Below are 22,819 nucleotides of genomic sequence, written 5' to 3' on the forward strand. Positions count from 1 at the left end.
GAGGGAATGGTACGGTTGGGGGGTCTCGAACCTCCGACCTCAGGTGCCACAAACCTGCGCTCTAACCAACTGAGCTACAACCGCACAAACGTCGCTTGGCGCGACGGGGGTGACATACGGGGACTTGAAATTTAATTCAAGCCCTATCTGTCCTTAATATACAAAAAGGCTGGACGAAGGGTCCAGCCTTTTCGTTTGTCTGTCATAAAAATCAGGCAGCCTTGAAAGAAGCCATGACCTTTTCAGCGGCTTCCTTCGAAGGCTTGGCAACCTTTTCGGCTACCAGCTTGGAGGTTTCCTGCATGGCCTTGGCCTGTTCGATCGTCAGTTCCGCCTGCTTGCGCAGGAAAGAGGTCTGCAGTTCGAAGAATTCGGCGACGGACTTGACCGAAAGCAGCGCGTCCATGTGGGTCAGCGAGTTCTCGGCATTGGTGCGCAGGGCGCCGATTGCCTGATGGCCGATTTCGGCAGCGCCGGCCTGGGCCGTCTGAACGGTGGATTCGAGCGTCTTGCTGGCTTCTTCGCCGGCGGCCTTCATCTTGGCATAGGCGTCGCGCGACTGCTGCGAACCCTTTTCGGCGAAATCGCGAAACGAGTCAGCGAACTTCGCGGGGTCAAAAGAGGAGATAGAAAATACGTCTTCCATTTTCGCCATTGGTGTTTGCTCCTTTTGTCTCGGCATCGTGACAGCCTCGTTTGTTAGGTAAGCATCATATAGCGCATCTTATTGTGCAGTGCAACATGATTGTGCGGCGCAACCGACGTTAACCTTTTCGGCCGAAAGCCATTGGTCGTGCTGGACCGGTTTGCGCCCTGTCGTTATTAATAGACCGTTAATTTGCCAGGCCCGAAGACTAAAGGTCCGCTGATGCCCGCAGTCCAATATCCGTTCATCGACATCGCCGTACATCCGCGTGTGCGGGAGCACTTTGCCCGCGGGGAAGCGCTCGTGCTTTTCTCGGCGGACCTTGCGCGGGCGCTCTGGGCGAACGGCGCGGGCGCCGAGCTTTTCGGGCATGCGGCCGTCTATGATCTCCTGGATCAGGGCGTCAATCGCGGCGATATCACCTATCGCCAGCTGGAAGTCACCGCCCGCCAGCTTTCAAGAACCGGCGACACCCGGAACTTCATGATCCGCATCGCGCAGGGTTTCCAGCGCGTAGCCGTGCAGGCCTCGGTTGAACTGATTGACGTTTCCGGTGAAGCGGCGGTGCTGGTCTCATTGCCGGTCGCAACGCGGGCGCTGTCGACGGAGCAGTCGGCCGCGCAGATGCTGAAGGGGCTCGACGATCCGGATACGCATATGGCTGTCATTGGCGGCGAAGGCGAAATCGTTGCCGCCTCCCCCGGCTTTTCATCCCTGGGCGTGACGCAGCCGACGGCCAAGGCGCTGGCAACCATGGCCGGCGCACATCCGCACGGACTGATCAAACGACCGGTCGCGACGGGCAAAGGTTACCTGCCGGCCGCCGTCGGGCGAATCAGCAGCGATCCGGCGCTTTACCTGCTTTTCGCGGTCGAGACCGTGCTCGGGCGTCTGGACCCGACGGATGCGTCGGACTTATCCACAAGCCCCGTTAACCATACCGTTGTCGCGCCGGCCTCGACATTCGCCGACGCGATCGATGCCGTTGCCGAGATCGAGGATATCGAGGACGTGCCGGACGAGAGCATCGCCGACGATAGCGATATCACGGAGGCTTCGGCGGTTGCCGCCGAGGCATTCGAGGCAGAGGCAGTGCCCACCGGTGACGAAGCCTTCGAGGCAGGCGTGATCGAGCCCGATACGGCGCCCGTCTTGGATGACGAGACGCACGGGTTCGGCGATGTCGAGACGCTGGCGGATTCCGATCCGGAGCCCGAGGCATTGTTTGCGTCAGACGATGCTGCCGATGATTTCGATGATGCCGAGGCGCCTGCGATTGCGGAGGAGGCGGTAGCGGCCGAGGATAGTGAGGCTGACGAGGCATTCCATCCGGGCGAGACGGTTGCCGATGACGATATCGCAGCCTTCGAGCCGGATGATCTAAGTGCTGAGCCGGTGGCTGCTGCCGAACTGGCCGATGGCGAGCTTGCAAGCGACGATGCCGTAGCCGATGAGACGCCGGCACAGGTGCCCGAGACCCATGCCGCCGATCTGGATGATGAGGCCGAAGTAACAGCCGCTGCTGCGGAGGTTGCGACCGAAGCTACGCAGGTGGCGGCCGAGAACGGTCGTTTCGTCTTCAAGCCGAACAGCCGGGCGACGCGTTTCGTCTGGAAGATCGACGCCGAAGGTCATTTCAGCGAGGTTTCCGGCGAGTTCGCGGAAGCGGTTGGTCCGCATGCGGCAAACATTATCGGCATCGCCTTCAGCGATGTATCGGCGCTGTTCAATCTCGATCCCGAGGGCAAGATTTCCGAGGCGCTGGCGCGCCGCGACACTTGGTCGGGCAAGACCATTCACTGGCCGATCGAGGGCACGAGCCTCGCCGTGCCGGTCGACCTGGCGGCGCTGCCGACCTATACGCGCAGCCGCGAATTCGATGGCTTCCGCGGCTTCGGCGTCGTGCGCCTCTCCGACGCGGCGGAAGATCCGCTGGCGCTTGGCCTGACATTCGGCCCTGATGGCATTGCTTACGACGCCGCTGCGCTGGATCAGCAGAGCGACGACATAGCGGCGGATGAGCTCGCGGAAGAGACGTTTGCCGAGGACAACATCGACGATGCGCCCGCTTCCGTGGAGACGCCGGACGCTGCCGATGCGGCCACGGACGATTTCCTGGCTGAGGAAGAGCATTCCGTCGAAGACGATACGCCGGCTCCAATGCAGAGCGTGGAAACACCGCGCGCCGAACCGCCTGTCCTGCGCATCGTCGAAACGCCGAATCGCCGGCTGACCGACAAGATCGTGCAACTGCATGGCGTCGGCCCCGGCCTGACGAATGCCGAGCAGGCGAATTTCCGCGAGATCGCCAAGCGTCTCGAAGCGTTTGGCGTGAATACGTCGGATGAGGATGGCGAGGCGAAACAAGCGGCTGACGCGGCGCAGAAGGTGACCGACGAGGCACCGCGAGCTGACCTGATCGATGACGACGCATCGCTGGGCGATGAGGTCGTTGCCGAAAATGATGGCGCCGATGAAGACAGCGCCGAGGTTTCGGGATCGGATGAAGCTGAGCAGCCGCTATCCAGCGACACCGCAGACAGCGATACCGTACTCAGTGACGCCGAGATCCCCTCCTCTTCCGAGCATTCGACGGACGAGCCACTCGAAGACACGCCTGTTGCGGCCAATGACGACAGCGACGATGTCACCGAAGGTCTCGAGGAAACCGTCAGCCAGATGGATATTCTGGCGAGCTTCATTCCGCCCCGGGTGAAGATGACCGATGGCTTCTCGGCAGGCATGATTGATCAGCTGCCGGTTGCCGTGCTCATTCACGCCGGTGATCAGCTCATCCATGCCAACCCCGAGTTCATGCGCCTGACGGGCTACCGCTCGCTGCAGGATCTGGCCGATGTCGGCGGCATCGATGCGCTTCTCCAGCGCGACGACATTGCCGACGCCAGCGCGCGCCATGACGGCATGATGCTCGTTACCATGGAAGACGACCTCGTGCCGGTGTCGGCGCGGCTGCAGTCGATCCGCTGGGAAGACAGCACGGCATTGATGCTGGCCTTGATGCCTGTCGTCAGCGAGCGGCCGGCGCCTGCCCCTGAAGTTGCTCCAGCCATCGACGGACGCGCCGCCGACCGTATGGTCGAGAAGGTCGCCAAGCTGCAGGTGGAAGTCGAGGAACTGCGCTCGATCCTGGAAACCGCGACCGATGGCGTCGTGGTGATCGGCGCCGATGGCGACATCCGCTCGATGAACCGGTCCGCCAGCGCGCTCTTCAATTATGACGAGGACGACACGCGCGGCAAACCTTTCGTGATGCTCTTCGCGCATGAAAGCCAGAAGGCTGTGCTCGACTATATCAACGGCATTTCCAGCCATGGTGTCGCGAGCGTCCTCAATGATGGGCGCGAGGTGATCGGCCGCGAGGCATCGGGCGGTTTCGTGCCGCTGTTCATGACGCTCGGGCGGCTGACCTCCTCCAGCGGCTATTGCGCCGTGATCCGCGACATCACCCAGTGGAAGCGCACCGAGGACGAGTTGCGCGGCGCCAAGAGTGCCGCCGAGACGGCCAACGCCCACAAGACCGATTTCTTGGCTAGGGTCAGCCACGAGATCCGCACGCCGCTCAATGCCATCATCGGCTTCTCCGACATGATGGCCGGCGAGCGCTTCGGGCCGATCGGTCATCCGCGTTACGTCGAATACGCCAACGACATCGGCCGCTCGGGCCGGCATGTGCTTGATATCGTCAACGACCTGCTCGACATCTCGAAGATCGAAGCCGGCGAGATGGATCTCGATTTCGACTCGATCAATCTCAACGAAGCGATCTCGGAAGCCGTGGCGCTGTTGCAGCCGCAGGCCAACAGCCAGCGGGTGATCATCCGCACGGCGCTTTCGCACGCGGTTCCCGATGTGGTCGCCGATCTGCGCTCGATCAAGCAGATCGCGCTCAACATCTTATCCAACGCCATCCGCTTCACGCCATCGGGCGGGCAGATCGTCGTGTCGACGTCCTATGAAACGAATGGCAGCGTCGTGCTGCGCATCCGCGACACCGGCGTCGGCATGACGCGCAGCGAACTCGACCAGGCAATGAAGCCGTTCCGGCAGGTTTCGACGCAGTCGCGCCATCGCGGCGAAGGCACAGGCCTCGGCCTGCCGCTCACCAAGGCGATGGTGGATGCCAACAGGGCGATCTTCGCGATCAGCTCGACGCCCAACGAGGGGACGCTCGTCGAGATCGCGTTTCCGTCGCAGCGGGTTCTGGCCAGCTAAGAAAAAAGGCAGCCGAGGGGCTGCCTGAGAGTTTGGGTGCTGTTCAACAAGGGCTTAGGCGATCTAACATCATGTTGCGGGAGCAACGGCTCCTAGCTGCCTCGTTCATATGCAGCCCCAAGTTACATTTACCTTTGACAAGGCTTTATTAACGAAAGGTTGCCGGAGCCACGAAGCTCTGCCCGGTCATATATTGTAGTTTTTCTATCATTTTAACTATTCAGACGCGCAGCTCTTCGATTCTTGAAAACAAATCAAGGGCTTCCGGATTGGCGAGCGCTTCCTTGTTCTTCACCGGCCGGCCATGCACGATCTCGCGAACGGCGAGTTCGACGATCTTGCCCGACTTGGTGCGCGGAATATCGGCGACCGCGATGATCTTGGCGGGCACGTGACGTGGCGAGGCGCCGCTGCGGACTCGCGCTTTGATTGACTTGATCAGCTCATCGGTCAACGCAACGCCTGGCACCAAGCGAACGAAGAGAACGACCCTGACATCGTCATCCCAATCCTGACCGATGCAGAGCGCCTCGGCGACCTCGGGCATCTGTTCGACCTGATTGTAGATTTCCGCCGTGCCGATGCGCACGCCACCCGGATTGAGCGTCGCGTCCGAGCGGCCGTGAATGATGATGCCGTCATGCTCGGTCCATTCAGCGAAATCGCCGTGGCACCAGATGTTGTCGAAGCGCTCGAAATAGGCGGCGCGGTATTTGGCGCCGTCGCCGTCGTTCCAGAACATGATCGGCATGGACGGGAAGGCCTTGGTGCAGACCAGCTCGCCCTTTTCGCCGCGCACGGGATGGCCGTTATCGTCCCAGACATCCATGGCAAGGCCGAGCCCCGGGCCCTGGATTTCGCCGCGCCAGACTGGCTGCATGGGATTGCCGAGCACGAAGCAGGAGACGATGTCGGTGCCGCCGGAGATGGAGGCGAGCTGAATGTCTTCCTTGATGCCCTCGTAGACGAAGGTGAAGCCTTCGGGCGAAAGCGGCGATCCGGTCGAGGTCATGAGGCGAAGGCTGGTGAGATCGTGCGAGCTGCGCGGCGTCAGGCCGCTCTTGCGCACAGCATCGATATACTTCGCCGAGGTGCCGAAGACCGCGAACTTTTCCGCTTGCGCATAATCGAAGAGCACATTGCCATCGGGCGCAAAGGGAGAGCCGTCGAAGAGGCAGAGCGTGGCGCCGACGGCGAGGCCCGATACCAGCCAGTTCCACATCATCCAGCCGCAGGTGGTGAAATAGAAGAGCTTTTCGCCTCTTTCCAGACCGCAATGCAGACGATGCTCCTTGAGGTGCTGCAAGAGCGTGCCGCCGGCCGAATGCACGATGCACTTGGGCACGCCCGTCGTGCCCGAGGAGAACAGGATGTAAAGAGGGTGCGAGAACGGCAGGCGCAGGAATTCCACCGGGCGGGCGGGATAGTCGGCGATGAAGGTATCAAGCGTTCGGGCGCCGGATACGGCCCGCGCGACATCATCGGCGTCACCCGCATAGTGTACGACGATCGTGGGAACGCCGAGCCTGGCTGCGACCGCAGCCACCTTCTCCTTGATCGCCTGCAGCTTGCCGCCATACCAATAGGCATCGCAGGTGACGAAGAGCTTCGGCTCGATCTGGCCGAAGCGATCGAGCACGCCCTGTTCGCCGAAATCCGGGGAGCAGGAGGACCAGATCGCGCCGATCGAAGCGGCCGCGAGCATGAAGGCGACCGTTTCGGGCACGTTCGGCATCATCGCCGCCACGCGATCTCCTGATGCGATGCCTTCGGCGCGCATGGCCTGCTGCAGTCTCGAGACCTGCTCGCGCAACCGGTCCCAGCTCCAGCGGTCCTCGACCTTGTCTTCTCCGCGAAAGATGATCGCGTCGCCGCCGCCCTCGCCCGAGAGCAGGTTTTCGGCGAAGTTCAGCGTCGCGTCCGGAAAGAAGCGGGCGTCAAGCATCACTTCGTCGTCGACAAGAACGCGCTCGCCGCGCTCGCCCTTGACCGCGCAGAACTCCCAGACCGCCGTCCAGAATTTGGCGCGGTCGGCGACGGACCAGGCATGCAACTCGCCATAAGTGGATAGTGAAAGACCAAAGTCCCGGTTGCACGTCTGCATGAATGCGAAGATGGGGCTCGCTTCGACCGAAGCTCGCGAAGGGATCCAGAGTGGCTTATCGTCACGCATGCAGAACTCCTCTTGTTGCCAACCTATATAACACGTCATGAAGACGGATAAAGATGGCGATCGACCGGGTCGCCAGGCTATATATTTGCAACCGCCCGGCATTTGATATATCCGGAATTTCAGTACATTAACGGGCAGATGTCGAAAGACTGGCGAAACGCATGGGTACGTCCCGACCACCGCCGCGGCGGATAAAAATCAGGCCCGTCTCTCGCTGGCTGCCGGGTGTCGCCCGCGTCGCGACGATCTCGCTGCTGGTCTTTCTTGCCGTCTTCGTTTCGCTTCGGGTGGCGGGACCCTATGTGATCTCGACCGGGCTCGTGCGCTCCGGCATCGAGGACAGGCTGTCGCGTTGGACGGGCTATAATGCCGAGATTTCCGGCCGGCCCGTCATCGAGTTCTGGCCGACCCCGCGCATCACCATCAACAAGATTGCGGTGCGCCAGAAGGACGTCAACAACAAGCTGCTTGGAACCATCGAGAGCATCTCGGCCGAGTTCAGCCTGATCGATGCCTTCAGGGGCAAGGCGAGCTTCCACGAGTTCCATATCCTGCGCCCCAACCTGCTTTTGACCCGCGAGCGCGATGGCACCATCGACTGGACGAATGATGGCCAGCTGGCGCAGGCGATCGCCGGCGCGCAGGAAAAGAACGGCGAGGAAACACTCGACACGACGCTGGATGCCGATATCGGCACCATCACCGTCGAAGATGGCACCTTGAACGTGACCGATGTCGCCAGCGGCAAGACCTACCGCTTCGACAGCGTGAGCGCCGATATCGGCTGGCCGCGCCTGTCGAGCCCGATCAACGCGGTTCTGATCGCTCGAATGAACGATCTCGATGTCAAGCTGGACTTCTCCTCGCGCAGCCCGCTGCTGACGTTCGGCGGCAAGAACGCACCGCTGAGGGCGGCGCTTGCCTCCAAGCTGGTAAACGCAAAGTTCGATGGCGTGGCTAACATCGCCCACCTGTTCAGCCTGCAGGGCAGCATGTCTCTCGGCATTCCGGATCTCCCGGCGCTGCTAACCTGGGCCGGGCGGGCACTGCCGGATGCCGCGACGCTGAAGGCGTTTTCCATCGACAGCGACGTGGTCTCCGCGGCAAACGGCTTCCGTTTCGACAATGTCAGCCTCGGCATGAACGGCTCGAGCGCCAGCGGCGCCATGGATGTGAGCTTCGTGCCTGGGAAGCGTGCGAAGCTGGGCGGCACGCTGGCCTTCGACCAGATCAACTTCAAATCCCTGTTCGATGCCTTCGTGGTCCGCCTCGTGGCCGGCGAAGACCATGGGCCGCCAGACGGCGGAGCCTTGCAGCAACTCGATCTCGATCTTCGGCTATCGGCCAAGCAGGCCGACCTTGCGCCCTTCAAGCTCGCCAATGTCGGGGCCAGCATTATCGTTTCCAGCAACGAGGCGCGGTTCGATATCGGCGACAGCCAGTTCGAGGGCGGCGCGCTGACCGCTCATATCGAGACCAAGCGTGGCGACTTCGATGGCGGCGGCAAGCTGCAGATGTCGATCCGCGGCGCGGATTTCGCCAGCCTGATCGAGCGCCTGAACCTCAAGGGTCCGCTGCCGCTCGCGACTGGTTCGCTCGACCTCTCCGTCAGCACCACACTGCCGATCTGGAAGGCGGGGCCAGGCGATGTAACAGGCAATATTCATTTTCGCGCGCAATCAGGCTCGCTGCCAGGCTTTGATTCCGAGGCGGTGCGCAGCGAAGCGGCGAAGGCAGAGTTCTTTGCGCTGAGCGCCGTCTCGCATCGCTCCTTCTCGTTCGATCGCCTGGATATCGCGGCTGATCTCGATGACGGGGCTGCGCAGATCAAGCGCGGCCGGATCGAGGGTCCGCAGGAAACCATCACGCTGTCGGGTGTCATTCCCTACAAGTCGAGCGGGCTTGCCCTTTCCGGCAAGATCATTGCCACCGATCCCGCCAGTGACGCGGCCTTCCCGGTGTTGCCGTTCTTCGTCGGCGGCTCCTGGCCGGATCCGGTCCTTTCGGCGCTGCCAAACAACCAGCAGCCGGGCAACCAGCAGCAGCCGCAGGAAGGCGCTACGAAATAATCACGGCGCGTTTGCGGCCGCCCGCTCATCCCTCTCGCGCTGCAGCTCGCGTCGCTTGGTGATGACGGATGTGCAGATGACGCCGACCGCGACGATGCCGATCAGGATGGTGCAGACCGCGTTGATCTCCGGAGTGACGCCGAGGCGCACCTGGCTGTAGATCTTCATCGGCAGCGTGGTAGCACCCGGACCGGACGTGAAGCTGGCGATGACGAGATCGTCCAGCGACAGGGTGAAGGCGAGAATCCAGCCGGACGCCACGGCGGGCGCGATAATCGGCAGAGTGATCTCGAAGAAGGTGCGCACCGGCGGCGAGCCGAGATCGAGCGCTGCTTCCTCGATCGAGCGATCAAAGGTCAACAGACGCGACTGCACGACGACGGCGACGAAGCACATGGTGAGCGTCGTATGGGCCAGCGTGATGGTCCAGAAGCCGCGGTCGAGGCCGATTGCCACGAAGAGCAGCAGCAGCGACAGGCCGGTGATGACCTCGGGCATGACCAGCGGCGCGTAGACCATGCCCGAGAAGAGCATGCGGCCGCGGAAGCGCGTGTAGCGCACCAGCGTGATGGCGGCGAGCGTGCCGAGGATGGTCGCCGCGGTGGCCGAGAGCACGCCCACGCGCAGCGTCACCCAGGCGGCGTCGAGCAGCGCCTGGTTCTGGAAGAGCGACACGTACCACTTGGTCGAGAAGCCGCCCCAGACGGTGACGAGCTTCGATTCGTTGAACGAGAAGACGACGAGCAGCACGATCGGCAGATAGAGGAAGGCGAAGCCGAGCGTCACGGAGGCGACGTTGAAGCGGGTCCATTTCATCATGGTCTATCTCCCCTGCTCATCGGCCTTGGCCTGCACATTCTGGAAGAACACGATGGGTATCACCAGGATGAGAAGCAGGATGGTCGCCACCGCCGAGGATACCGGCCAGTCGCGGTTGGAATTGAACTCGTTCCACAGCGTCTTGCCGATCATCAGCGTCTGCGATCCGCCGAGCAGATCGGGGATGACGAACTCGCCGACAGCTGGGATGAAGACCAGCATGCAGCCGGCAACAACGCCTGGAAGCGACAATGGGAAGGTCACGCGCCAGAAGGCCGTTATCGGCGGGCAACCGAGATCCTGCGCCGCCTCGATCAGCGTGCCGTCCATCTTCTCAAGCGACGAGTAGAGCGGCAGCACCATGAACGGCAGATACGAATAGACGATGCCGATATAGACCGCGATGTTGGTGTTGAGGATGATCAGCGGGCTGTCGATGACATGCAGCGATTGCAGCAGCTGGTTCAGCAGCCCCTCGGGCTTCAGGATGGCGATCCAGGCGTAAACGCGGATCAGGAAGCTCGTCCAGAACGGCAGGATGACCAGCATCAGAAGCGTCGGGCGGATGCTGCGTGGGGCGTTGGCCATGCCATAGGCGATCGGATAGGCGATCAGCAGCGTCAGCAGCGTGGAGATGCCGGCGATGATGACGCTGGAGAGATAGGCGTTGAAATAGAGCGGATCGTCGATCAGGTAGTGATAATTGTCGAAGGAGAAGCTTGCGATCTTCTCCCAGACATCGGCCCAGCTGTCCGAGAAAGAGAAGGCCGGATCATAGGGCGGCATGGCGATCGCCGTCGTCGACAGTGAAATGCGGAAGACGATGAAGAACGGCGCCAGGAAGAAGAGCAGCAGCCAGACGTAAGGGACGATGATGACGAGGCGGTTGTAGACGGATGATCCGAGCTTGCCCATGGCGTCAATCCTTCAACAGAACGCCGGCGTCCTCGGCGAAGGTGACCCAGACTTCCTGATCGTAGACAAAGGGATCATCGACCGCGCGCTGCGCATTCAGCGACGACGCCTTCACCACCTTGCCGCTCTTCAACTTCACATGGAAAACGGTCATGTCGCCGAGATAGGCGATATCCCAGAGCTCGCCCGAGGCGGCATTGATGCCGGGGTTGGCCGGCGGGGTGCGCGTGACCTTCAGCTTTTCGGGACGGATGGCGAAGCCGGCGGGACTGCCGACCGGCAGCGGCTCGGCACCCGACAGCTTGATGGTCAGGCTCTCGTCGATAGCGATCTCGACGCCATTGGCATTGGACGCCATGACCTTGCCGTCGAAAATATTCACGTCGCCAATGAAATCCGCCACGAAGCGGGAGTTCGGGGCCTCGTAGATTTCGGCCGGTGTCGCCACCTGGATGACCTTGCCGTGGCTCATGACCGCGATGCGGTCGGCCATGGTCATCGCCTCTTCCTGGTCGTGGGTGACGACGACGAAGGTGAGACCGAGGTTCTGCTGCAGGTCCATCAGTTCGAACTGGGTTTCCTCGCGCAGCTTCTTGTCGAGCGCGCCAAGCGGTTCGTCGAGCAGCAGCACCTTGGGGCGCTTGGCAAGCGAGCGGGCGAGCGCCACGCGCTGGCGCTGGCCGCCGGAAAGCTGGTTCGGCTTGCGGGAAGCGAATTTCTCCAGCTTCACCATCTTCAGCATCTGCAACACGCGTTCGCCGATCTCGTCCTTGGCCATGCCATCCTGGCGCAGGCCGAAGGCGATGTTCTTTTCGACCGTCATGTGCGGGAAGAGCGCGTAGGACTGGAACATCATGTTAACCGGGCGCTTATAGGGCGGGGTGCCAGCCAGGTCGGTGCCATCGAGGATGATCTCGCCCGAGGTCGGCTGCTCGAAACCAGCCAGCATGCGCAGCAGCGTGGACTTGCCGCAGCCGGATGCGCCGAGCAGCGCGAAGAACTCGCGGTGATAAATGTCGAGAGACAGGTCGTCGACGGCGGTGAAATCACCGAAGCGCTTGGTGACGTTCTTGACCGAGATGAACGGCTTGGCGGCCGGATCGGCCCAAGGCGCAAAGGAACGGCGAATATTGCCGAGTGACTTCATGATTTTTCCCCGAAAACTGACCTGATCCAATGCGCCACTAAAAGAAATGCCCGAACCATCAGGTTCGGGCAGATCAGTGCATTACTGACCGGTGACGACTGTCGTCCACAGTCGCGTCACTGCACGCTGCGCTTTCGCATCGAGCGGCGGAACGGTGAAGAGCTTCGCCATGACCTCGGGCGTCGGATAGATCGCGGTATCTTCGATCACTTCCTTGTCGAGCAGCGGCTGCGATGCCTTGTTGCCGTTGGCGTAGAAGACGTAGTTCGATGCCTTGGCGGCGACCTCGGGCTTCATCATGTAGTTGATGAATTCATGCGCTTCTTCGACATGCGGCGCATCCTTCGGGATACCGAAGACGTCGAAGAAGATCTGCGCGCCCTGGTTCGGCACCGAGTAGTCGACCTTGACGCCGGAGTTGGCTTCGGTCGCGCGGTCGCGGGCCTGGAAGACGTCGCCCGAGAAGCCGAGCGCGATGCAGATGTCGCCATTGGCAAGCGCGCTGATGTATTCCGACGAGTGGAACTTGCGCACGAAGGGACGAACGGCCATCAGCACGTCCTGCGCCTTCTTCAGGTCTTCCGTCTTCGTGCTGTTCGGATCGAGGCCGAGATAGGCAAGCACGGAGGGGATGACGTCGGTCGGGGAGTCCAGCATGTAGATGCCGCAATCCTTGAGCTTGGCGGCCTTTGCCGGATCGAAGAGCGCATCCCAGTTGGGCTTCTCATCCGTGCCGAGCGCTGCCTTGACCTTGTCGACATTGTAGCCGATGCCTGTCGTGCCCCACATGTAGTCGACGCTGTATTCATTGCCCGGATCGAAGGACGCCACACCTTTGGTGACCACGTCCCACATGTTGACGAGGTTCGGCAGCTTCGACTTGTCGAGCTTCTGGTAAACACCGGCCGCGATCTGCCGCTGCATGAAGGATACCGTCGGAACCACGACGTCGTAGCCCGTGCCGCCGGCCAGAAGCTTGGCTTCCAGCGTCTCATTGCTGTCGAAGGTGTCGTAGACGACCTTGATACCGGTTTCCTTGGTGAAGTCTTCGAGGATGGAACTGTCGATATAATCGGACCAGTTGTAGACATTGACGACGCGGTCCGCGGCAACGGATGGCGTGATCGAAAGCCCAGTCACGAGAGCCGTGGCCGCGAGCTTTACGAGAATTGACCTCATGCTATCTCCTGCTTTTTGTTTGGGCACCGTTTTCCGCGGATGCCCTCCCTCTGGTTTTGGTTGCAGACTAGAAAGGATTTCTGGAGCCGACAAGCGCAAAATCCTGCACTCTCAATGATTTCGCTGTGACTGGACACCGGGACTAAAAGTCGAAGTTGCTGAGGCCCGCGACCATCTCGTCGAGCCCCAACGGGCGTGTGACGGGTGGCTCGGCGCGCGAGAGGCAACCCCGCCTTTCGCAGAGACGACAGCCGGAGCCTGCCGTGATGGCCTTTTGCGCGGAAACCGCCCGACCGTAGACCGTCCCTTTGCCCGCCGAAGCATCACAACCGACGAGAAGCGCCGTGCGGCGGACGCGCTCGCCGAACGGCGCGTTCGGCCCCTCCAGCGTGCGGGATATGGTGAGGTAGCGGCTGCTATCGGGCATCTCGACCATCTCGGCCAGGATCTGTCCGGGCTGGAGCAGCGCGACATGGACGTTGAGCTTCGGACAGTCGCCACCGAAACGCAGATGCGGGAAGCCCTGCGATCCAGCGCGCCGTAGCCGGTGGCCGGCGCCATCGATCTCCATGGTGAAGAAGGCGACCGCCGAGGCGCCGGGGCGCTGCAGCATGGTCAGGCGGGTTGCGGCTTGCGCGAAGGAGACGTTGAAGCGCACGCGCAGGAGATCGATGTCGTAGAACGCAGCCTGGGCCGCGGCGAGGAAAGGCGAGTAGGACATGGTCAGCGCCAGCGCCGCATAGCGCGCGACCTCGAAGCGGGCGATGCGCTTGGCCTCCTCGGTGGAGAGCATCAGACTTTCGAGCTCGCTCACGATCGCCTCGCGCAGCGCCAGCGTCGCGACTTCGATTGCGATCTCCTGCGCCTGATCGGCCGGCGACAGGCGCTCGGAAATGAAGAGCCGCATGGAGTGACGGTCGAAACGGCGGCGGAGATCCGGCATGACGTGGATGGGCAGGACGCGGACGCCGATGCCGCGCTCGGCGCGCAGCCACTCCTTGAATGTCGAGATGATATCGCGGGGATCGGAGAGCGCATGCAGGAACGCTTCCGCTGCCGTTTCGATGCGCGGAAAATAGGACGAGCGGCGCTCCAGCACATCGCGCACTTCATCGGCCGGCAGCCGCGCGCCCGACAGCGGCACTTGCCCCTCGCCGGCGCTGAGCAAGGTGAGATCGGAGAGGCGGGCCGCCTGCTCCCTGTAGGCCCGGTAAAGCTTGATGACCCCGCTTGCGGCATTGGGTGCCGCCTCCGCGACCTCGACCAATTCCTGATCACCAGGCAGCTCGCCCGACAGCAGCGGATCGGCGAAGACTTCCTTCAGCTGCGTGAGACTGCCGCCGCTTTCGGCGCGCAGCTCCTCCAGATCGACCTTGTAGACCGCCGCGAGCTTGAGCAGCAGCTGGACGGTCAGCGGGCGCTGGTTGCGTTCGATCAGGTTGAGATAGGAAGGCGAGATGTCCAGCGCCTCGGCCATCGCCGCCTGCGTCACGCCCAGGCCGTTTCGGATACGGCGAACCTTGGGACCGGCAAACATCTTGCGCTCAGCCATGTGACAATCCTTTACAGAACATCCGGGTCGCAGAATTTACAAAACTTGACAAATTTACTGCCGAAACTTGTCACGTTCTTTGCATCACGACCCCTATTCCATCGCACTTCTGCAGTTAACTGTGGCCATTTCCTGATGATTTGTAAATCCTGTCAATCAGCCACACCGGCCATGATGTTATGCAAGGAGGAAGACATGACAGAGTTTGACAAGCTTCACCGGAATATCCCCGCCAACCGCTTCGCCGGCATCGAGCGCCCCTATTCGGCCGATGATGTGAGAAGACTGCGCGGATCGGTCGAGCTTCGTTACTCGTTGGCCGAAATGGGCGCCAACCGGCTCTGGCAGCTGCTGCATCAGGACGACTTCGTGAACGCGCTCGGCGCGCTTTCCGGCAACCAGGCCATGCAGATGGTCCGCGCCGGGCTGAAGGCGATCTATCTCTCGGGTTGGCAGGTTGCTGCCGACTCCAACACGGCATCGGCGATGTATCCCGATCAGTCGCTCTACCCCGCCAATGCCGGGCCGGAGCTTGCCAAGCGGATCAACAGAACGCTGCAGCGCGCTGACCAGATCGAGACCTCGGAAGACAAGGGGCTTTCGGTCGACACTTGGTTCGCACCGATCGTGGCTGATGCCGAAGCCGGGTTTGGCGGGCCGCTCAACGCCTTCGAGATCATGAAGGCCTATATCGAGGCCGGTGTCGCGGGGGTTCATTTCGAGGATCAGCTGGCGTCGGAAAAGAAGTGCGGCCATCTCGGCGGCAAGGTTCTGATCCCGACCGCCGCGCATATCCGCAATCTCGACGCAGCGCGCCTTGCCGCCGACGTCATGGGAGTGCCGACGCTCGTCATCGCCCGCACCGACGCGGAAGCCGCCAAGCTCCTGACCTCCGATATCGACGAGCGCGACCAGCCTTTCGTCGATTACGATGCCGGCCGCACGGTCGAAGGTTTCTATCAGGTGCGCAACGGGCTGGAGCCGTGCATCGCGCGTGCCGTCGCCTATGCGCCGCATTGCGATCTGATCTGGTGCGAGACCTCGAAGCCGGATCTGGAGCAGGCGCGGCGGTTCGCCGAGGGCGTGCACAAGGTGCATCCGGGCAAGCTGCTCGCCTACAACTGCTCGCCGTCGTTCAACTGGAAAAAGAACCTCGACGACGCGACGATCGCCAAGTTCCAGCGCGAGCTTGGTGCCATGGGCTACAAGTTCCAGTTCATCACGCTGGCCGGTTTCCACCAGCTGAACTTCGGCATGTACGAACTCGCCCGCGGCTACAAGGACAGGCAGATGGCCGCCTATTCGGAGCTGCAGCAGGCGGAGTTCGCCGCCGAGGCGAACGGCTACACGGCGACCAAGCACCAGCGCGAAGTCGGCACCGGCTATTTCGACGCCGTGTCGATGGCAATCACAGGCGGGCGGTCCTCGACCACCGCGATGGGGGAATCGACCGAGCACGCACAGTTCAAGCCAGCAGCCGAGTAACACGATCAGAGGAGGAGAAAGCCATGCCTACGCTCGCACGCGTCAAGGAACGCGCAGAGGAACAATCCACCAGCATGACACCGGATCAGCAGGGCATGATCCGCATGCTCGCCAATGATCTGCACCGGCTGAACCAGTCGGTCATGAAGGCGGTCGATGCAGGTGTTTCGGTCGAGATCGTCCGCTCGGCCCGCCATCACGGCGGCGATGGAAACTGGGGTGACCTGTTGATCCCCGTCATTGTTGCCGGCCGGAACTGACTAGCCCCCAATCCGCCCTGCAACACGGCGCCTCAGCTTCGGCTGGGGCGCTTTCCCGCGAAGAGATCGCTGTAGCTTTTCAACAGCCTGGTCATTCGATCGGCGACGGTGCGGATCTCCTGGCGGTGGCGGTCTTCGTTGTTCATCACGATCCACTGCTGGTGGCGCAAATCCGGTAGTTCCGAGCCGAGGCGCTGCAGGTCTGGATCAAGATCGCCGACGAAACAGGGCAGTACCGCCTTGCCAGCGCCGGCGCGAACGAGATCGACCAGCGAGCGCGGGCGATTGACGGTGGCGACGATGGCGCCCTCGGCATTGCGGTGCGGCCAGCGCAGATAGTTGGAGATCGCATCCTCCTCCCCTACAGCCAGCCAGCGCTCTTCCTGTTCGCCGGCATTGCGCCTGGCATAGACGGCGTAGGCCACCTCGCCGAGCAGTCGCGCGGCGAGATTGTTTTCTTCCGGCTCGAAGGCGCGGATGCCGATATCGATCTCGCGATAATTCAGGTTGGCGCGCGCCTCGCCTATCGTCATCGAGACCGCGAAATGGTCGCCGGGCATGCGGATGGCGCCAAAATTCTCGGCCATCAGCCAGGCGACCCAGGTGCCGGCTGCGATCCGCACCGTCGCTCCGACGCTGCTTGCCTGGCGCCAGGCGTCCACCTTGCGGGCGGCAGCCTCCATGTCCTTCAGATGATCGAGCAGGGCCTGGCCATCCGGCGTCAGGCGGTAGCCGGTCTGGCTGCGGGAAAAGAGCGTGCGGCCGATCTCCTGCTCGAGATCGAGCATTCGGCGGCCGATGGTGGCGGGGCTGAGCCCGCTTGCAGCAGCCGCCCCGGTCAGCCCGCCGAGACGCGCGACCTGCAGAAAGAGCTGAAATGAATCCCATTGCGTGCTTTTCATGAGTGAAAAACATAATGGGATTTCTTGCGTTTATGAAGCGAATTTTGACGAATATCCTGTGTCCATCTTCAATTCAGAAAGGACACGGTCATGATCGAGCTGTTAGCCTTCATCGAGCTCGCCAAACTCAACGCGAGAAATTCCGACCCGCATCGCGCGCGGGCCGAGGAGGACTTCTACCAGGGCTACGGACAATCGAAGCTCGAGCGTTTCGCCGCTCGCGTTCTCGCCCTGCTGCCCATGAAAAAGGGCCGCCCGGAGGGTAGCCCTTCGATGATCAAAGCTGATGGAGAACCGATCAGGCAGCGTTTCGCATGCGGACCTGCTGCGGGGCCGAAGACGCATCGATGCGGAACTGCTGTATCAGCGACATGAGCGCATCAGCTTCGCTCGCCAGCTGGCGGCTCTGCTCGGTGGTATCCTCGACCATGGCCGCGTTCTTCTGCGTCATCTGATCCATCGCGTTGACGGAGCTGTTGACTTCCTGCAGAGCGGCCGACTGGTCGGCGCTGGCGGTGGCGATGGTTTCGACGTGCTTGCTGATCGCGATGATCTCGCTGCTGATCGAGGCCAGCACCGAGCCGGTCTTCTGCACCAGTCCCGAGCCTGCCGCGACTTCGCGGGTCGAGGTCTCGATCAGGCTCTTGATCTCGCGCGCGGCATCGGCCGAGCGCTGGGCGAGTTCGCGCACTTCCATGGCAACGACGGCGAAGCCCTTGCCGGCTTCCCCTGCGCGCGCGGCCTCGATGCCGGCGTTCAGCGCCAAGAGGTTGGTCTGGAAGGCGATGTCGTCGATGACCTCGATGATCTGTTCAATCTGTTTGGAAGCCGCCTCGATGCGGTCCATCGCGGCGACGGTATCGCCGACCACGACAGTCGAGCTGTCCGCCGTCTTCTTGGTGACGATGACGGCGCTGTTTGCCTCGCGGGCGCGTTCGGCCGACGAGCGCACGGTGACGGTGATCTCTTCCACGGCAGCAGCGGTTTCCTCCAGGCTTGCTGCCTGGGCTTCGGTGCGCTTGGACAGCTCATCGGCAGAGTGCAGCATGGAGCCGGAATTGCGGTGGATCGTCACCGCGTTGTCGCGGATGCGCGAGAGCGTATCCTGAAGGCGTTCAAGCGAGGCATTGAAATCGACGCGCAGCTGTTCAAGCCGGCCGACGAAAGGCGTTTCGATCGTTTCCGATACGTCGCCGCTCGACAGGCGACCGAGACCTGCGGCGAGCTCACTGACGGCAAACTGGATCTGGTCGTCAAGCGTGCGCTTTTCAGCGTCGTTTCGGCTGCGCTCCGCGTCGCTCAGGGCGCGCTGTTCAGCCGCCTGCGTCTCCAGCATGAGCCGGGCGCGCGCGCCTTCCTGGAACAAAGCAAGCGCCTTGCCGATGGCGCCGAACTCGTTCTCTTTTTCGGTGCAGGGGATTTTCGTGTCGAGATTGCCCGAGGAGATCGTGTTGATGGCGCCTGTCAGGGTCTCAAGCGGACGGATCGTGGCGCGGATCGCGACATAGGCGATGACGCCGACGATCAGCAGGACCGCGAGGCCAACGCCGACGACCAGGGTCAGGAGCTGCTGCAGGCTGCTGTAATAGACTTCCATCGGAATACCGATGAAGAGAACGCCGACGGTGGAGCCCGTTGCACTCTTGACCGGGAAATAGCCGGTCATGAACTTCTTGCCGAAGAGATCGGCCGGGCCGTAATAGGCTTCACCCTTGGCGAGAGCCGCCTGCGCCGGGTGCCCGGCGGCAAGCTTGGTGCCGACGGCGCGATCTCCGTTTTCCTTCTTCACGTTGGTCGAGACACGGACGAAGTCGCCGCCCTGACGCTCGAACACCGTGGCGTAGCCCGCGATGGAGGCCGCGGTGCGATCGACAAGCGCGTGGTCGCCGAGCGACGATGGCAGCTTCTCTTCACTGACGCCCACCAGCTTGTTGTCACGGACATCGACCTTCGCGGACGGATCGCCGGCTGCATAAAGCACCGCCATCGCGCGGCTGGCATCCTTGGCGTCGGTGACCGCACTGGTCATGACGTACGCGCTAAGATTGTAGTAAGTTACAGAAACAATCGCCGCTGTACTGAAAACCAGAAGAGCAAGCGTAATCGCGACGATCTGCCGAACAATAGACGCTGAGAAAAAGCGAAGCATACAAAGACCCCTGAGGAACAATCGAGGTCGAAATTAGTGGGAAAGTTTTAAGATAAATTGCAAAGAAACTGACGAACATCACATTCACAGCCGCAAAAATGCATGGGTGATTTCCTGCAGACTCACGCATTAGAAAACATGCAAATGGCTCCGCTTCCGGAGCCATCGCAGATTCGTATAGATGATACCGGGCGTCGTCAGGCGGCGCGGTAGACCTTTTCCTGGCTGCCGCTGTCGATCTTGAACTGCCTGATGAGGCTGAGGAGAGCATCGGCTTCGTTGGCGAGTTCGCGGCTGGCGGCCGTGGTTTCCTCGACCATCGCGGCGTTCTGCTGGGTCATCTGGTCCATCTGGTTGACCGTGGTGTTGACCTCCTGCAGCGCGCCCGACTGATCGTGGCTGGCGCGGGCGATGACTTCGACATGCTCGCTGATGGCGACGATCTGGGTGCTGATCTTTGCCAGCACCGTGCCGGTCTGCTGCACGAACTGCGAACCAGAGTTCACCTCGTTGGTCGACTTGTTGATCAGCCCCTTGATCTCCTGGGCGGCGGCGGCGGAACGCTGCGCCAGTTCGCGGACTTCCATGGCGACGACGGCGAAGCCCTTGCCAGCTTCCCCGGCGCGCGCGGCCTCGATGCCGGCATTGAGCGCCAGAAGGTTGGTCTGGAAGGCGATCTCGTCGATGACACCGATGATCTGCTCGATCTGCTGCGAGGCTTCCTCGATGCGGCTCATCGCGTCGATCGCATTGTTGACGACGGTTGCGGAATCATCGGCGCTGCGCTTGGCCTGGCGCACGACCTGATCGGCTTCCTTGGCGCGTTCGGCGGACGAGCGCACGGTGACGGTGATCTGGTCGACGGCGGCTGCCGTCTCTTCCAGAGAGGCGGCCTGGTTTTCGGTGCGCTTGGCGAGATCCTCGGCCGACTGGGCCATCTGGTTGCCATTGCCCTGGATCATTTCGACGTTGTCGCGGATCTGGCTCATGGTTGCCTGGAGGCGCATCATCGAGCCGTTGAAATCCTGGCGAAGCTGTTCGAGACGGCCGATGAAGGGCGTGTCGATCGTGGTCGAGATATCGCCCTGCGACATGCGCTCGAGACCGGATGCAAGCGCGTTGACGGCAAATTCGATCTGGCGGTCCATCTCGCGCTTTTCGGCGTCGTTGCGCTGGCGTTCGTGCTCGGAAGCGGCACGCTCCTCGTCGCTCTGCTCCTCGATGCGGATCTTGGAGATCGCGTTTTCCTTGAAGATGCCGAGCGCGCGGGCCATGTCGCCGATTTCGTCGTGGCGCTGTTCACCTGATATGCTGGTGTCGAGCGCGCCATCGGCGATGCGGCGCATGGCTGACGTGATCTGGCCGATCGGCCGCTGCAGGGTCAGGACAAGGGCGATGCCGCCGACGACCGAGAGCAGGATGCCGAGACCGGTCGTGAGAACGGAGATGCCATTGGCCTGGGTGCGCTCGACGCCGGCGGTCTGCTTCTGCAGTTCGGCGAATGCGGTGAGTTCGCCCCAGACGGCGTTCAGCTGCTGGCGGGCGGAGGCGTAGTCGGCGACGCGCTGCTCGATGGTGGCGACGAGGCTTTCGGCATCCTTGTCCATCGAGGCAAGTGCGGGCGACATGGCGGCGACGATATCCTCGGCGAAATTCATGCCCTTGGCGCTGGCAAGCAGCGTGTTGAGGTTGGTGCCAAGCGTCGCGATCTCCTGGTGCAGGCGAACGCGGTTATCCTTGTCCGGCTTGGCGGCGAATTCGCCAAGGACCAGCTGCAGCGAGTAGATCGCGCTTTCGAGGCGGCGCGTATCCTCCAGTACGGAGTTGGTTTGGGCGATACGGCTGTCGAGCTCGACGAAGGTAGTGGTGGCGGCACGCATCATCTGCGTTGCCGTCAGCTGGGTGTAGGTTGACATCTGGCGGAAGCGCGAAACGAGACGGCCGAGATTGGCGATCGCTTCATCCGTGCCGGCGTCAGCTGCGGTCGCCTGCGCCTTCACATCGCTGATCGTCTGCGCTAGCGACTGCGTCATGCTCTTCTGGTTCTGCGGAACGGAGATCTCGATCAGGCGCTGGGCTTTCAGGATGCCCGGGAGCGCGTCGGTAACGACCTTGAGCTTGTCGGCCGGCAGTTGCGCCTTGCCGAAATCGGCCATCACGGTTGCCAGCGCATCGCCGCCCTTCAGGAGGCGGTCGGCGGCGCGCAGCGTCGCGGTGGCGTTGCCTTCGTCGTTGCGAATGTTTTCCTGCAGCTGCTGGGCGTCATAATTGACGTTGAAGCGGCTGGAGATCATCACCTTCTGCGCTTCGTCGATCGACTTGCGCAGGGCGACTTCCTGCTCATGCAGGGTCCAGAGCTTGCCGACGGTGTCGGAGATACCGGAGGTGCCATCGGTCGCGGCCTGCAGATTGGCGCGGCCGGCATTGTCCCCAATCTGCTTCAGCGTGGCGCTCAGCGTCGCATGCTGGGTGGAGACATCGGCGTAGAGCTTGTCGCGCGCTTCCTCATTGGTCACACGCAGGAAATCGTCCATGGAGCCGAAGAGATCCTTGAAACCGCTCAGCGACTGAAGAACGCTGTTGGAGATCTCCATTCGGCCCTGGAGCAGGCCGGACGCATAAAGGCCGGTGAAGCCGACTGCTGAAATGCTTAAAACAAACGGCAAGACGAAGATGAGGACCTTGGTCTTGATCCTGAAACGGGAAAGAATCCTGTCAATAAACATGGGGGTTCCGGCCTTCCATACACCACTCCTCCCACCGGCGGCGAGATTGCGCGTCGGCTGAGTGCATCGAACATTTTGGAACAATGGGGAATCGCGAGCGCATGCTCGGACGGCAATCATTGCCTGTCACACCACGCAAAACGCGAGGCGCCCATAAGTCATACTAAAGCTTTGCCGAAGATGCGTTAATTTTTATATAAGCTTAGGTAGCCGGATATCGCAGCAAACCGGGCGTTCGCGCGCTTATAGTGCAGGCGCATCGGTGCGCCGCAAGATTTCGTTGTCTCGAAAGGGAGTGCCTTAGAGCATTCGCGGAAGAAAGAGCGCCATGACGGCGGCAGCGGCACTGGCGGCCAGGACGAAGTAGCGGATTGCGACAAGCCGTGTGTCCGGCTGGGCCTTGGCAATTGCGATGGCGCGGGCGCGTCGTGTGTTCTTGTTCATCTGCAGAACCTCACTTCTCTATGTCACAACAATCCAACAAAAGACTGTGCTCGTAAAGCCTTATTTAGGAAGCCAATTTGAGCACGTCATCGGGACAGGATGGCGCACCCTGCTTAAGAA

Annotated in this window: 15 protein-coding genes and 1 tRNA gene; 4 read left to right on the top strand and 12 right to left on the bottom strand. The window is 61.8% G+C overall.

Annotated features, from left to right (window positions below; genetic code table 11):
* Positions 1-7: 7 nt before the first annotated feature.
* Both ACCD05_RS12990 and ACCD05_RS12995 read right to left on the bottom strand, forming a co-directional pair.
* Positions 8-84, bottom strand: a tRNA-His gene (locus ACCD05_RS12990).
* Between the two features lie 127 nt (positions 85-211).
* Positions 212-655, bottom strand: a complete 444-nt coding sequence (locus ACCD05_RS12995; protein WP_018898489.1) for a phasin — start codon at positions 653-655, stop codon at positions 212-214.
* 213 nt (positions 656-868) lie between these two features.
* On the opposite strand from ACCD05_RS12995, the gene ACCD05_RS13000 reads away from it, so the two are divergent.
* A complete protein-coding gene (locus ACCD05_RS13000; RefSeq protein ID WP_413393170.1) occupies positions 869-4,879 on the top strand; it encodes an ATP-binding protein in 4,011 nt (1,336 codons plus the stop codon).
* A 220-nt stretch (positions 4,880-5,099) separates the two neighbouring features.
* On the opposite strand, the gene ACCD05_RS13005 is transcribed toward ACCD05_RS13000, so the two are convergent.
* Complete coding sequence (locus ACCD05_RS13005; protein ID WP_413393172.1) at positions 5,100-7,052, bottom strand: acetoacetate--CoA ligase; 1,953 nt, start codon at positions 7,050-7,052, stop codon at positions 5,100-5,102.
* 161 nt (positions 7,053-7,213) lie between these two features.
* Between ACCD05_RS13005 and ACCD05_RS13010 the strand changes: the two genes are divergently transcribed.
* Positions 7,214-9,121, top strand: coding sequence for an AsmA-like C-terminal region-containing protein (locus ACCD05_RS13010; RefSeq protein ID WP_413393174.1), 1,908 nt, complete (start codon positions 7,214-7,216; stop codon positions 9,119-9,121).
* On the opposite strand, the gene ACCD05_RS13015 is transcribed toward ACCD05_RS13010, so the two are convergent.
* The 5 genes from ACCD05_RS13015 to ACCD05_RS13035 form a co-directional block, all read right to left on the bottom strand.
* Positions 9,122-9,940: an ABC transporter permease subunit gene (locus ACCD05_RS13015; RefSeq protein WP_047508318.1), complete on the bottom strand. Its 819-nt coding sequence runs from the start codon at positions 9,938-9,940 to the stop codon at positions 9,122-9,124.
* A 3-nt stretch (positions 9,941-9,943) separates the two neighbouring features.
* On the bottom strand, positions 9,944-10,855 hold the full coding sequence (locus ACCD05_RS13020; RefSeq protein WP_047508322.1) for an ABC transporter permease subunit: 912 nt from the start codon (positions 10,853-10,855) through the stop codon (positions 9,944-9,946).
* A 4-nt stretch (positions 10,856-10,859) separates the two neighbouring features.
* Positions 10,860-12,002 (bottom strand): ABC transporter ATP-binding protein, encoded by a 1,143-nt coding sequence (locus tag ACCD05_RS13025; protein WP_413393176.1) that lies wholly within the window; start codon positions 12,000-12,002, stop codon positions 10,860-10,862.
* An 81-nt stretch (positions 12,003-12,083) separates the two neighbouring features.
* The gene (locus ACCD05_RS13030) at positions 12,084-13,181 is read right to left on the bottom strand and encodes a polyamine ABC transporter substrate-binding protein (RefSeq protein ID WP_047508327.1); all 1,098 of its coding nucleotides are present in this window, start codon (positions 13,179-13,181) and stop codon (positions 12,084-12,086) included.
* Between the two features lie 142 nt (positions 13,182-13,323).
* Entirely contained in the window at positions 13,324-14,733 is a 1,410-nt protein-coding gene (locus tag ACCD05_RS13035; protein WP_413393179.1) for a helix-turn-helix domain-containing protein, read from the bottom strand.
* A gap of 195 nt (positions 14,734-14,928) precedes the next feature.
* On the opposite strand from ACCD05_RS13035, the gene aceA reads away from it, so the two are divergent.
* Together aceA and ACCD05_RS13045 are read left to right on the top strand one after the other, a co-directional pair.
* Positions 14,929-16,218 carry an isocitrate lyase gene (gene aceA / locus ACCD05_RS13040; RefSeq protein ID WP_413393181.1) on the top strand — a complete coding sequence of 430 codons (1,290 nt, stop codon included), beginning with the start codon at positions 14,929-14,931 and terminating at the stop codon, positions 16,216-16,218.
* 23 nt (positions 16,219-16,241) lie between these two features.
* Positions 16,242-16,478, top strand: a complete 237-nt coding sequence (locus ACCD05_RS13045; protein WP_111561727.1) for a hypothetical protein — start codon at positions 16,242-16,244, stop codon at positions 16,476-16,478.
* 32 nt (positions 16,479-16,510) lie between these two features.
* On the opposite strand, the gene ACCD05_RS13050 is transcribed toward ACCD05_RS13045, so the two are convergent.
* The 4 genes from ACCD05_RS13050 to ACCD05_RS13065 form a co-directional block, all read right to left on the bottom strand.
* The gene (locus ACCD05_RS13050; protein WP_413393183.1) at positions 16,511-17,380 is read right to left on the bottom strand and encodes a LysR family transcriptional regulator; all 870 of its coding nucleotides are present in this window, start codon (positions 17,378-17,380) and stop codon (positions 16,511-16,513) included.
* Positions 17,381-17,678: 298 nt separating this feature from the next.
* Positions 17,679-19,529, bottom strand: coding sequence for a methyl-accepting chemotaxis protein (locus ACCD05_RS13055; RefSeq protein WP_413393185.1), 1,851 nt, complete (start codon positions 19,527-19,529; stop codon positions 17,679-17,681).
* Positions 19,530-19,726: 197 nt separating this feature from the next.
* Positions 19,727-22,255, bottom strand: a complete 2,529-nt coding sequence (locus tag ACCD05_RS13060; protein WP_413393187.1) for a methyl-accepting chemotaxis protein — start codon at positions 22,253-22,255, stop codon at positions 19,727-19,729.
* 300 nt (positions 22,256-22,555) lie between these two features.
* Positions 22,556-22,699 carry a hypothetical protein gene (locus tag ACCD05_RS13065; RefSeq protein WP_018898475.1) on the bottom strand — a complete coding sequence of 48 codons (144 nt, stop codon included), beginning with the start codon at positions 22,697-22,699 and terminating at the stop codon, positions 22,556-22,558.
* Between the last annotated feature and the right edge of the window lie 120 nt (positions 22,700-22,819).

It is taken from the genome of Rhizobium sp. Rhizsp42 (assembly GCF_047304155.1).
Taxonomy (GTDB): Bacteria; Pseudomonadota; Alphaproteobacteria; order Rhizobiales; family Rhizobiaceae; genus Rhizobium.